Consider the following 12,978-nt stretch of genomic DNA (forward strand, 5'->3'; position numbering starts at 1 on the left):
CCACCACGCAATAAATGGTCTCATGCGTGTGCTGGAGGGGCACGAAGCGGCGGATGGCGCCGAGATAATTGCCCAGGTGCAGATCACCCGATGGCTGGATGCCGGAGAAGACGCGGGGAGTAAACGACATGGGGAGCCCTGTAACAGATATCCTGCGAACACTTATATCCGATGGCCGATAAAGTCATCCCGGCCTAGCGCTTGCGCCGCAATTGCAAAAAAAGCTGGCCCAGCGGCTGCACGCGGCTGACATGGACAAGGGTAAAATACAGCACCAGCCCGAACCCCACCAGAACCGCCAGAACCCCGGCCTGCTGCCAGAAGGGCGCCGAAGAGGCAAGATAGGCCCGGCCCTGATCGGCCAGAAGATAGAGGCTGGCGCCTATGATGGCGCTGATGGCAAGGATCAGTCCGTGGCGCCGCCATTCGGCCCCGGCAAGGGCGAAGTGACCGCGCCGGGCGAGGAAGAGCGCCAGCAAGACCGCGTTGAGCCAGGAGGAAGCAGCGGTGGCGATGGCGATGCCGACATGGACCAGGCTGGGAAAGAGCAGCAGCGAGAGCGCGATATTGGCCGCCACCGAGATGCCGGCGAAAATGGTGGGCGTGATCGTGTCCTCGCGGGCGAAAAAACCCGGCTGCAACACGCGGATCAGCACATAGGCGGGCAGACCGGTGGAAAAGGCGATGAGCGCCTGGGCGGTCTGCGCCGTCGCCAGCGCATCGAAGGCGCCGCGCTCGAACAGCACCCGCACGATGGGCTCGGCCAGGGCGATGAGGGCGGCGGCGGCCGGCATGGACAGCAGCATGGCCGCCAGCAGCGACTGGTTCTGCGTGGCATGGGCCGCCGCCATGCGTCCGCCCTTCAAATGCCGGCTCAATTCGGGCAGCAGCACCGTGCCGATGGCGATGCCGATAATGCCCAGCGGCAGCTGATAGAGCCGGTCGGCATAATTGAGCACGGAAATGGCGTTGGCGGCGCCCGAGGCGATGATGGTGCCGACGAAGATGTTGATCTGGGTGATGCCGCCGGCCAGGATGGCGGGGATGGCCAGCATCCAGAAGCGCCGCACTTCCTTGTCGAAGCGGGGCAGGCGCAGGCGCGGCAGGAAATCAGCGCGCTTGATGGCCGCCCACACCAGGGCGAGTTGCGCGACGCCGCCAGCCATGGTGGCCATGGCCACCCACATGGCGGCGCCGGCCGGATCCTGCGTCCAGAAGGTGACCAGCGGGATCATGGCGGCGATATTGACGATATTGAGAATGACGGGCGCGAAGGCGGCGGCAAAGAACCGCCCGAGGGAATTGAGGATCGCCCCATAGGCCGCCATCAGCGACATGCAGGCCAGATAGGGAAACATGATGCGGGTGAGAAAGACCGTCAGCTCGAATTTCTCGCTGTCGCCGACGAAACCGGGCACGAAGGCGACCATGATCTGGGGCATGAAAATCTCGGCCAGCACCGTCACCACCAGCAGCGCCGCCACCAGCCAGGCCATGATGCGCGAAGCCAGTTCCAGCGCCACATTGCGCCCGTCCTGCTCCAGCGCGCCGGAAAACATCGGCACGAAGGCGGTGTTGAACGCCCCTTCGGCAAACAGCCGCCGGAAGAGATTGGGAAAGCGGAAGGCCGCGAAGAAGGCGTCGGCGGCCGGACCGGTGCCGAGCACGGCGGCCATCAGCGCATCACGGAAAAAGCCGGCGACGCGGGAAACCAGGGTGAGCCCGCCCACCGAAAGGAAGTTGCGGTAAAGGCTCATACGCGGTTCCGGTGGCGTGACCCCACCCCCACCCAACCTCCCCCATCGAGGGGGAGGTGCGGTTTGGTGGCTGTGGCGGGATGGTGCCCATGGGTGGAGCTACACCTCCCCCTCGATGGGGGAGGGAGGAGGGGGTGGAAACCCAGCCCGGATTTATCCATTCTGCCCGCGCTCCCCACTGTGCGGCTGGAACACATTCATCAGCGCGTCGTGAATCTTGCGCTGGCGCGGCTTGGCGTGAATCTTCTGCCCGGTCAGGTCGGTGACATAGAAGACGTCCACCGCCTTTTCGCCATAGGTGCCGATATGGGCCGAGCCGATGGTGAGGTTGAGGTCGGCGATCTCGCGGGTCAGCGAATGCAGCAGCCCCATGCGGTCGAGGCCGGACACCTCGATGACGGTGAATTTTTCGCTGAGCACGTTGGAGACGGTGACCTGGGCCGGCACGGCGAAGGGCCGCAGGCGCTTGTTGTGGCGGCTTTCCTTGCCCAGATCGATGAGGATTTGCCGCTTGCCCTGGAGCAATTGCTTGACCGTATCGATGATGCGGGTGGCGCGGACCTTCTCGTCCTCGTCGGAGGTGAAGCTGCGGCGCAGCCGGAAGGTATCGAGCGCATGGCCGTCGCGGGTGGAAAAAATCTGCGCCCCGATGATGGAGGCATCCTGCATGGTGCAGGCGCCGGCAATGAGCGAGAGCAGGCGCGGATGGTCGGGCGTATAGAAGCTGACCTCGGTGATGCCCTCGAAGGCCTTGACGCGGATGGAGCCGGCAAAGACTTCCCCCGCCTTGTCGGCCTGGCGGATCATGCGGGCATGCTCGATCTGCAATTCCGGCTCGGCCCGCAGCCAGTAATGGTCGTAATGGCGGGCGATATAGCTTTCCACCGCGTCGGCGGGCCAGGCTTCGAGCGCCTGGGCCAGCTGGCGGCGGGCATGGCTGATGCGGTCCGATTGGGTCACCTGGCTGTGCCCGCCCGAAAGCAGCGGCTCGGTGGCATAATAGAGCGAGCGCAACAGGCTCCCCTTCCAGCCGGTCCATACCCCCGGACCCACGGCGCGAATGTCGCAGGCGGTGAGGATCATCAGCAGGGCCAGCCTTTGGGGCGACTGCACCACATCGGCAAAGGCCTTGGCGGTTTCGGGGTCCTGGATATCGCGGGCCTGGGCGATCTCGCTCATCACCAGATGATTTTCCACCAGCCAGGCCACGGTGTCGGTCTCGGCCGGCAAGAGGCCGAAGCGCGGGCAGAGACGCCGGGCGATGCGGGCGCCGGCGATGGAATGATCCTCGGGGCGGCCCTTGGCGATATCGTGCAGGAACAGAGCCACATAGAGCAGGCGCGTATCGTTGAGCTGGGGCAGCAGCTCATGGGTCAGGGGCAATTCCTGGCGCAGGCCGCCATTGGCGATATCGGCCATGACGCCGACCGAGCGGATCAGGTGCTCGTCCACCGTGTAATGGTGGTACATATTGAACTGCATCAGGGCGACGATCTTGCCGAATTCGGGCACGAATTTGCCCAATACGCCGCTTTCGTTCATCTGCCGCAATATGCGCTCCACCGACAGGGGATCGGTGAGGATGTTGAGGAAATGCTCATTGGCCCGCGGGTCGGCGCGCAAGGTGTTGTCGATCAGGCGCAGCGAGCGGGTGATGACCTTGATGGCGTCGGGGTGGAACAGCAATTGCTCGCGCCCGGCGACGCGGAACATGCGGATGAGGTTGACGGGATCGCGGGTGAACGCCTCGGCATCGGCCAGGTTGAGCCGGCCGGTATCGAGCACGAAATCGGCCTCGCCCTTGATACGGCTGCGGCCGGGGCGCAGGGGAACGGCAACGCGCCCCACAGTGTCCATGTCCTTGGCATGGTTGAATTCGAGACTGGCGCAGATGATGCGGGTGAGGTCGCCCACATCCTTGGCGACGAGGAAATAGCGCTTCATGAAGCGCTCGACGCCCAGCATGCCGATACGGCGGGCATAGCCCATGCGCTCGGCCAGCTCGGGCTGCATGTCGAAGGTGAGTTTTTCCTCGCTGCGGCCGGTGACGAAATGCAGATGGCAGCGCACGGCCCAGAGGAAATCCTCGGCGCGCGAAAAGAGCCGGTATTCCCCGGCGCTCAGCACCCCCTTGCCGACCAGCTCATGGCTGGATTTGACCGAGAAGAAGTATTTGCCGATCCAGAACAGGGTGTTGAGGTCCCTCAGCCCGCCCTTGCCATCCTTGATATTGGGCTCGACCACATAGCGGGAATTGCCCATCTGGCGGTGGCGCTCGTCGCGCTCGGCCATCTTGGCGGCAATGAATTCGGGGCCCGTTCCGGGCATGATCTCGGTTTCGAAACGATGCACCAGGGTGTCGAAGAGCCCCTTGTCGCCGGTGAGATAGCGCGCTTCCAGCGTGGCAGTGCGCACGGTCATGTCGGCGCGGGCCATGCGGATGCATTCCTCCACCGAACGCACGGCATGGCCGACCTTCTGCCCCAGGTCCCAGAGCATATAGAGGATATATTCGGTCACCTGCTCGCCCCATGGGGTCTGCCGGTAGGGCAGGATGAACAGCAGGTCGATATCGGAGCCCGGCGCCAGCGTGCCCCGGCCATAGCCGCCCACGGCCGAAAGCGCGATGGCTTCGGCTCCCGAAGGGTTGTCGACCGGATAGACGCGGCGCGTGGCGAACAGATAGAGCGCGGCGATGATCTCGTCCTGGGCATTGGAGAGATTTTGCGCGCAGCGCGTGCCCTTGCCGGTGGCGATCAGTTCCGCTTCCGCCTGGGTGCGGGCGGTGGCCAGGGTCTGGCGCATATAGGCCAGAACCGCAGCCCGGGCGGCGCTGGATTTGGGCGCATGATCGCCAATGGCCGCGTCCAACTCGCCGAGGATGGTTTCGGCCAGTTTGAGCGAGAAGAGCGGCTTTCGCGGCTTTGCCTCAACTTCGGCGAGCGTCATCGCGGATTTTCTTCAACTCATAGAGCACTTCGATCGCCTGCTTGGGAGTCATTTCGTCGGGACGAACGGCGTCGAGCGCTTCATATAGCGGATCCGGGCCCACCGGTCGGGGAGCAGGCTGATGGGCGAAAAGTGGCAGATCGTCTAGCACGCTGGCTTTCTGGCTGGAAGAGGCGGTGCCGGTGGAGCGCTGCTCGAGCACAGCCAGCACCTGGCGCGCCCGCGCCAAAACCGGCTCGGGCAGGCCGGCCAGCCGCGCCACCTGGATGCCATAGGAGCGGTCGGCGGCGCCGGGCCCCACTTCATGCAGGAACACCACCTCGCCCTCCCATTCGCGCACTTTCATGGTGACATTGGCGACGCGCGACAGGGTCTTGGCGAGGCTGGTCAATTCATGGAAATGGGTGGCGAAGAGCGCCCGGCATCCCGTCGTCTCGTGCAGCGCCTCGACCGCCGCCCAGGCGATGGAAAGCCCGTCGAAAGTGGCGGTGCCGCGCCCGATCTCGTCGAGCACGACGAGACTGCGGCGGGTGGCGCGATTGAGGATGGCGGCGGTCTCGACCATTTCCACCATGAAGGTGGAGCGGCCATGGGCAATGTCGTCGCTGGCCCCGACACGCGAGAACAGCCGGTCGATCACGCCGATATGGGCCGCTCCCGCCGGCACGAAGCTGCCCATCTGCGCCAGGATGGCGATGAGTGCGTTCTGGCGCAGAAAAGTGGATTTACCGCCCATATTGGGCCCGGTGACCAGCCAGAGCCGTCCGCCGCCCATTTCATCGCTGCCGGAAAGATCGGCGTCATTGGCCACGAAGCTGCGGCCTTCGCCCTGGGCCATCTCCTCCACCACCGGGTGGCGACCGGCCGCGATGGCGAAGGCGAGGGAGGCATCGATCTGGGGCCGCACATAGCCGCGCGTTGCGGCCAGATGCGCCAGGGCAGCGATGACGTCGAGCTCGGCCAGTGCGTCGGCCAGACCGCGCAGGAGCTCGGTACGCGCCAGTGCCTCCTGGCGCAGACGGGCGAAAATGCTCAGCTCCAGCTCCAGCGCCGCCTCATGGGCGCGGGCAATGCGCCCCTCGAGCTCGGCCAGTTCGGTGGTGGTGAAGCGCATGGCATTGGCCAGCGTCTGGCGATGAATGAAGCTCTGCCGATGCGGCTCCTCCAGAAGGCGGGCGCCATGGGCGGCCGGCACCTCGACGAAATAGCCCAGGACGCCATTGTGGCGAATCTTGAGCGAGCGGACATCGGTCTCCTCGATCAGCCTGGCCTGAAGCGCGGCGACCACGGCACGGGTTTCGCTGGCCAGGGCCCGTTCGCCATCGAGCCGGTCGTCATAGGCCTTGCGCACGAAGCCGCCATCCCGGCTGAGCAGCGGAAGATCGTCATCCAGCGCCAGCGCCAGCTCGGAGGCCAGCGAGAGCGGGGCGGCGGCAAGAATGGCGAAGAGCCGGGCCAGAATTGTAGGCGGCGTTTCGAGCCGGTCGAAATGGGCCGCCAAGGCCACGGCCGCGCCCACGGCCTTGCCGATGGCCGCCAGATCGCGCGGCCCGCCGCGATCCAGCGCCAGGCGTGTCAGGGCGCGGGCCAGATCGGGCACCGCCTTGAGTTCGCTGCGCAACCGTCCGGTGAGCAGCGTGTCCTCGACCAGCGCCGAAACGGCGCCGAGCCGTTCATTGATGGCGTCGGCATCGGCCAGGGGCGATGCCAGCCGGGCGGCCAGAAGCCGCGAGCCGGGCGCGGTGACGGTGAGATCGATCACCTGGCGGAGCGAGCCGCGCTGCTGGCCGCGCTGGGTCTGGTGCAATTCGAGACTGGCGCGGGTGGCGGCATCGATAGCCATATGCCGGCCCGCCGCCTCGGCGCGGGGGGCGCGCAGCACCACGCCGGCGCCTTTCTGGCTTTCGCGCACATAAGCGACAATGGCGCCCAGGGCCGAGCGGGCGGCGCGGGAAAGTGCGGTGGGATCGAATTCCCCTGCCGGAAAAACGGCGCGCAGCGCCTCCATGGCCGCTTCGCTGTCGAAATTTTCCGGCGGCGCGATATGCGTGACCGGGCCCCAGGCGGGAGCAAGCAGGTGGCTCCGGGCCAGGGCGTCACGGCAGGCCTCGGTCATCAACAATTCGGCCGGGGCGATGCGGGCGATCTCGTCCTGGAGCTGACCGGCCTCCAGATCGGCGGTGAAGGTCTCCCCGGTCGAGACATCGGTCCAGGCCAGGGCGAAATCGGTGTCGCCATGCGCCAGCATGGCGAGGGCGGCGAGGAAATTGGAGGCGCGGGCGTCGAGGTGATCGTCCTCGGTCAGCGTGCCGGGGGTGACGAGGCGCACCACATCGCGCTTGACCACCGATTTGGAGCCGCGCTTCTTGGCCTCCCTGGGATCTTCCACCTGTTCGCAGATGGCGACCCGATGACCGAGCTTGATGAGCTTGTTGAGGTAGTCGTTGGCGGCGTGGATGGGCACGCCGCACATCTGGATGTCCTCGCCCATATGCTTGCCGCGTTTGGTGAGAACGATTCCCAGGGCAGCGCTGGCGATCTCGGCGTCTTCAAAGAAGAGCTCATAGAAATCACCCATGCGGTAGAACAGCAGATAGCCGGGATTGACCGCCTTGATTTCGAAATATTGCGCCATCATCGGCGTCAGCGGCGCCGGGGCAGAAGGGGCCTCGAAGGGGGTCTGGTCCATGGGGCGCGGCAGTCAGGGCTCGAAAGGGAGCCCTGACTTTAGGCTGTTAGCGCGCCGATGCCAACCGGCAGGCGCGGCTTTGCACGGGCTTGTCGCCCAACTCAAGCCTTGGCGAGGGCCTGCTCGATATCGGCGATGATGTCGTCGACATGCTCGATGCCGACAGAAATGCGCACCAGGTCCTCCGAGACACCGGCCTTTTTCAGCTCCTCGGGGGAAAGCTGACGATGGGTGGTGGTGGCCGGATGGCAGGCCAGCGACTTCGCGTCGCCGATATTGACCAGCCGCAGGATCATCTGCAACGCGTCGATGAAGCGGGCGCCCGCCTCCTTGCCGCCCTTGATGCCGAAGGAGAGAATGCCCGAGCCGGAACCCTTGGAAATCTTCCTGGCCGTCTCGTGATAGGGGCTGTCGGGCAGGCCGGCATAATTGACCCAGGCCACCTTGGGATGGGCCTTGAGATATTCGGCCACCTTCTGGGCATTCTCGCAATGACGCTCCATGCGCAGGCCCAGCGTTTCCAGACCCTGGAGGATGAGGAAGGCGTTGAAGGGAGAGAGAGCCGCGCCGGTATTGCGCAGCGGCACGACGCGGGCGCGCCCGATATAGGCCGCAGCCCCCAGCGCCTCGGTATAGACCACGCCGTGATAGGACGGGTCGGGCTCGTTGAGAATGGGGAAGCGCTCCTTGTTGGCCTTCCAGTCGAACTTGCCCGAATCCACGATGATGCCGCCGATGGAGGTGCCATGGCCGCCGATATATTTGGTGAGCGCGTGGACGATGATATCGGCGCCGAAATCGAAGGCGCGGGTGAGATAGGGGGTCGCCACCGTGTTGTCGACGATCACCGGAACGCCATGGCGATGGGCGATTTCGGCGATGCGCTCGATATCGACGACATTGCCGGCCGGATTGCCGATGGATTCGAGGAACACCGCCTTGGTGTTCTTGTCGATGGCCTTTTCAAAACCCTCGAAATCGTCATGCACCACCAGCCGGGCCTCGATGCCCTGGCGCGGGAAGGTGTGGACGAACAAATTATAGGTGCCGCCGTAAAGCTGGGAGACGGCGACGATATTGTCGCCGGCCTGGGCGATGGTCTGGATGGCATAGGTGATGGCCGACATGCCCGAGGCCACGGCCAGGGCGCCGACGCCGCCTTCCATTTCGGCGATACGCGCCTCGAGCACCGCCGTGGTCGGGTTCATGATGCGGGTATAGATATTGCCCGCGACCTTGAGATCGAACAGGTCCGCGCCGTGCTGGGTGTCGTCGAAGGTATATGAGGTGGTCTGGTAGATCGGCACGGCGGCCGACTTGGTGGTCGCCTCCGATTCATAACCGTGATGCAGGGCGATCGATTCGAGCTTCATAAAGGCGCCTCCAAAGGTCCGTTTGGGCGCCACAATCCTCTGTCGGCCCCGAAATGACAAGGCGCGGGAGAGGCAAGCCGTCCTCTCCCGCGCCCGATTCTTGGAACGAAAACCTATTGCAGGGCATCGACCTCATAGCGATCCGACGGGTCATGGCGGGGCGCGTAGAGGAAATAGTCGAAGTCCGCGGGGCTGGCCGTGCCGTTGAGGTCATGGGCCGCGACGCCGACAAAGGCGCCGGTGAAGCTGCCATGGGCCTGGTGGCCACCACACTCGTCGGAAAGCAGGGAGGCATCGAGCACGGGCCCGATGGGCTGCAAATCCTGCCCTTCGAGGGCATAGAAAAATTGCAGCAGCCGCCCGCGAATAGTGAGCGCCAGCCTCACCTTGCCCCCATTGGGAATCCGCACCGGGGCGGCGGGGAAGGTGAGCTTGCCGTCGGGCCAGCTCATTTCCGAGCTCATGATGAGAAGCTCGCGCTGCCCGTCCGAATGGGCAGTGACGGCCAGATAGAAGAAATTATAGCGGCTGTAATAGGCGGTGAGGCCCGCCATGGTGCGCTCGTCGGTGGGGCGGAACTCCAGCACGGTTTCGGCGTCGTAGGAAAAATGCGTCTGCCGGCGAGCAACCAGCGCCTGTTCGAACCAGGAGCCGATGGATTCGCGCCCGAAAAGGCGGAGCCTGCCGCTCTCGGTCGAAAAAATCCGCTCCGGCTCGGGCGTGCGCAGCCATTGGAAATCGATGGGCAGGCCGTTTTCGAAGGTGTAGCGCTTGTCGGTCCAATAGGCCGCTTCGTCGCGCGTGCCGGGCACCTCGACATGCAGTGAAGGCACGGGGCCGTGTTTCACGTGAATCCAGTCGTCATCGCCCCAATAGGCTTCCTGGATGGCGGTTTCTCGCCCCAGGACGCAGCGGCGTTCCTGGGTGGTGGGGCGGCCGGTAAGGTGGACGAGATAGGTCTTGCCGTCCGGGGTCTCGACCAGGTCGCCATGGCCGGCGCGCTGAAGGGGAGCGAGCGGCGCATCCTTGGCGGTCAGGATATGTTTGTCGGGATGGGTTTCGTAAGGCCCCTGGATCCTGCGCGAACGGGCGAAGGTGCAGGCATGATCGTAGGCCGTGCCGCCCTCGGCGGTCAAAAGGTAATACCAGCCGTTGCGCTTATAAAGATGCGGGCCCTCGACCAGCTTGAGGTCGGTGCCCTGATAGATATTGCTGATCGGGCCGACGAGTTTGCCCGCCTCGGAATCGAATTCCTGCAAGGCGATGCCGGCAAACAGCAGCGGGCGCACCCGATGGTCCCAAAGCATGTTGACGAACCATTTGCGGCCATCGTCGTCATGGAACAGGCTGGGGTCGAAGCCGGAGGAATTGGCGTAGATCGGGTCTGACCACGGCCCTTCGATGCTGTCGGCCCAGACGATGTAATTATGCGCGTCCTTGAACGAGCCATCCTTGCGCTTGACGTCGGTATAGACCAGCCAGAACTTTTCCCCGTCATGGGTGAGGCAGGGCGCCCAGACCCCGCAGCTATCAGGGTCGCCGCGCATGTCGAGCTGGCTCTTGCGCGAGAGCGGGCGGGTGACCAGCTCCCAATTGGCCAGGTCGCGGGAATGAAGGATCTGCACGCCGGGGAACCACTCGAAGGTGGAGGTGGCGATGTAATAATCCTCGCCGACGCGGAGGATGGAGGGGTCCGGATTGAAGCCGGGCAGGATGGGATTGGTGATTTGCGGCATGACGGCCTCCTCGCCCGCCACCTTTTCCTTCTCCCCTTGCGGGAGACGGTGGCGCGCAGCGCCCGATGAAGGGAGCTATAGTTGAAAACCCCCTCACCCACCCTTCGGGCACCCTCTCCCGCAAGGGGAGAGGGAGGAGGGATCGGGATTGAGACTAGACGAAGCGGTTGACCAGGTTTTCCAGATATTCCTGGCGGCCGGAGCGCGGCTGGGGGTTGAGGCTCTCGGCTTCCACCCTGGCGGCGATATCGGCCAGGCTGAGCTTGCCGGCCAGGATATCCTTGCCCAGCCCCTTATCCCAACCGGCATAGCGCTCATCGAGCAGGCGGTCGAATTCGCCATCCTCGATCAGCGCGGCGGCGCCCTTGAGGCCGCGCGCCAGCGTATCGAGGCCCCCGATATGGCCGTAAAGCAGGTCGGCCGGGTCGAGCGACTGGCGGCGCACCTTGGCGTCGAAGTTGAAGCCGCCCTTGCCCAGCCCGCCCTGCTTGAGGATGTAGTAGAAGGCAAGCGCCATCTCGGCGGCATTGTTGGGGAAGTGGTCGGTATCCCAGCCGGACTGGAGGTCATTGCGGTTGGCGTCGACCGAGCCGAGCATGCCCAGCGAGGAGGCGACGGCCAGCTCGTGCTCGAAGGAGTGGCCGGCAAGGAAAGCGTGGCCAACCTCGATATTGCACTTCACGTCCTTTTCGAGCCCATATCTCTGCAAGAACCCGTAAACCGTGGCGACGTCGTAGTCGTATTGATGCTTGCTCGGCTCCTGCGGCTTGGGCTCGATGAGGATCTGGCCGGTAAAGCCGATCTTCTTGGCGTGCTCGATCACCAGGGTCAGGAAGCGGGCCATCTGGTCCTGCTCCTGGCCGAACCTGGTGTTGAGCAGGGTTTCGTAACCCTCGCGGCCGCCCCAGAGCACATAGTTCTGGCCGCCCAGTTCGTGGGTCAGCTCCAACACGTTCTTCACCTGGCCGGCGGCATAGGCGAAGATTTCGGGGTCAGGATTGGTGGCGGCGCCGGCCATGTAACGGCGGTTGGAGAAGAGATTGGCCGTGCCCCAGAGGAGCTTGGTGCGGCTGGTTTCCATCTTGCGCGCAAAGATATCGCCGATGGCGCGGACATTGCGATTGCTCTCGGCCAAGGTCGCCCCCTCGGGGGCGATATCGACGTCATGGAAGCAGAAAAAGGGCATGTCGAGCAGATCGAAGAATTCGAAGGCGACATCGGCCTTGAGCCGGGCGCCGTCCATGCCCTTGTCAAACCACGGCCGGTCGAAGGTACGGCCGCCAAAGGGGTCGCCGCCCTCGGCCGCGAAGGTGTGCCAGTAGGCCACGGCAGGGCGGATATGATCCTCCATCCGCTTGCCGGCAACGATCTCGTCCTTGTTGTAATGGCGATAGGCCAGGGGGTTGGAACTGCCGGTTCCCTCGAACCTGACCGGAGAGATACCCTTGAAAAAATCCGTCACTGACGTGCCTCCTCGATGGCGGGATAGAGCGCGCAAAAGCGCGCATATTGGTCGGAAGAGGCAGCCGACAGGAATTTGTCGGGCGCAATGGTGGTTTTAATAGGCGGCATGGTCATCACCTGCTGCGGGCTTGCTCCCTCAGCGGCGCAAAGGCCCAGCCGGGCCGCCCCCAGCGCCCCGCCGAAATCGCCGTCCTCGGGCAGGGCAATTTCCATGTCGAGATTGGTGGCGAGCATTTTCAGCCAGAGCGGTGATTTCGATCCGCCACCCACGACCAGGAGCCGGTTGATGGAGGTGCCGGCATCGGCCAGCACGCGCTGGCAATCGCGCATGGCGAAGGCAACGCCTTCCATCACCGCCTGGGCCAGCTGCGCCGCGTCTGTGGATTGGGACAAGCCGACGAAAGAGCCGCGCGCGTCAGCATTGTTGTGCGGCGTGCGCTCGCCCGAGAGATAGGGCAGGAAAATGGGTTCGCCCGGCCCCGTGAACTGCGCTTCGGCGGCCCCGGCCAGCTCGGCCTGCTTCTGCCCGGTAATACGGGAGAGCCAGTTGAGGCTGTCGGTGGCCGAGAGGATGACGCCCATCTGGTGCCAGGTATCGGGAATGGCGTGGCAGAAGGCGTGGACCGCCCCTGCGGTATTGGGGCTGAATTTTTCGTTGGAAACGAAGAGCACGCCCGAGGTGCCGAGCGAAACAAAGCCTTCACCGGGGCGGATGGCGCCGATGCCGCAGGCGGCGGCGGCATTGTCACCCGCACCACCGGCCACGATCACGACGCCCTCCATGCCCCAGCGCTGGGCCAGTTCGCGCTTCAACTGTGCCGAGGGCGCCGAGCCTTCGACGAGGCGCGGCATGTGATCGCGCGTGAGTCCGGTGACGCCCAGCAACTCAACGGACCAGTCGCGGCTGGCGACATCGAGCCAGAGCGTGCCGGCGGCGTCGGACATGTCCTCGACATGTTCGCCGGTCAGCAGCAGGCGCACATAGGCCTTGGGCAACAGCACCTTGGCGA

The 12,978-nt window shown here is 64.7% G+C and carries 7 protein-coding genes and 1 pseudogene; all 8 read right to left on the reverse strand.

Annotated elements, in window-relative coordinates; translation table 11 throughout:
- Positions 1-130, reverse strand: a pseudogene (locus VDP82_RS06450) (tryptophan--tRNA ligase); the annotation flags it as partial.
- 64 nt (positions 131-194) lie between these two features.
- The gene (gene murJ / locus VDP82_RS06455) at positions 195-1,757 is read right to left on the reverse strand and encodes a murein biosynthesis integral membrane protein MurJ (RefSeq protein WP_323014029.1); all 1,563 of its coding nucleotides are present in this window, start codon (positions 1,755-1,757) and stop codon (positions 195-197) included.
- Positions 1,758-1,910: 153 nt separating this feature from the next.
- On the reverse strand, positions 1,911-4,706 hold the full coding sequence (locus tag VDP82_RS06460; RefSeq protein ID WP_323014030.1) for a [protein-PII] uridylyltransferase: 2,796 nt from the start codon (positions 4,704-4,706) through the stop codon (positions 1,911-1,913).
- Complete coding sequence (gene mutS / locus VDP82_RS06465) at positions 4,687-7,395, reverse strand: DNA mismatch repair protein MutS (protein ID WP_323014031.1); 2,709 nt, start codon at positions 7,393-7,395, stop codon at positions 4,687-4,689. The genes VDP82_RS06460 and mutS overlap by 20 nt, the downstream gene beginning before the upstream one ends.
- Before the next feature lie 101 nt (positions 7,396-7,496).
- Positions 7,497-8,768, reverse strand: a complete 1,272-nt coding sequence (locus tag VDP82_RS06470; RefSeq protein WP_323014032.1) for an O-acetylhomoserine aminocarboxypropyltransferase/cysteine synthase family protein — start codon at positions 8,766-8,768, stop codon at positions 7,497-7,499.
- Positions 8,769-8,881: 113 nt separating this feature from the next.
- On the reverse strand, positions 8,882-10,504 hold the full coding sequence (locus tag VDP82_RS06475; RefSeq protein WP_323014033.1) for a glycoside hydrolase family 43 protein: 1,623 nt from the start codon (positions 10,502-10,504) through the stop codon (positions 8,882-8,884).
- Between the two features lie 154 nt (positions 10,505-10,658).
- A complete protein-coding gene (gene xylA, locus VDP82_RS06480; protein ID WP_323014034.1) occupies positions 10,659-11,966 on the reverse strand; it encodes a xylose isomerase in 1,308 nt (435 codons plus the stop codon).
- Positions 11,963-12,978: xylulokinase (locus VDP82_RS06485; RefSeq protein ID WP_323014035.1), on the reverse strand; the 1,016-nt coding region annotated here is incomplete at its 5' end. The genes VDP82_RS06485 and xylA, both read right to left, overlap by 4 nt.

This window comes from Devosia sp. (genome assembly GCF_034675085.1).
Taxonomy (GTDB): Bacteria; Pseudomonadota; Alphaproteobacteria; order Rhizobiales; family Devosiaceae; genus Devosia.

What these genes read in the sequence shown, in the direction of transcription:
- murJ (WP_323014029.1), bottom strand. Translation starts at nt 1,757, where the DNA reads ATGAGCCTTTACCGCAACTTCCTTTCGGTGGGCGGGCTCACCCTGGTT.
- VDP82_RS06460 (WP_323014030.1), bottom strand. Translation starts at nt 4,706, where the DNA reads ATGACGCTCGCCGAAGTTGAGGCAAAGCCGCGAAAGCCGCTCTTCTCG.
- mutS (WP_323014031.1), bottom strand. Translation starts at nt 7,395, where the DNA reads ATGGACCAGACCCCCTTCGAGGCCCCTTCTGCCCCGGCGCCGCTGACG.
- VDP82_RS06470 (WP_323014032.1), bottom strand. Translation starts at nt 8,768, where the DNA reads ATGAAGCTCGAATCGATCGCCCTGCATCACGGTTATGAATCGGAGGCG.
- VDP82_RS06475 (WP_323014033.1), bottom strand. Translation starts at nt 10,504, where the DNA reads ATGCCGCAAATCACCAATCCCATCCTGCCCGGCTTCAATCCGGACCCC.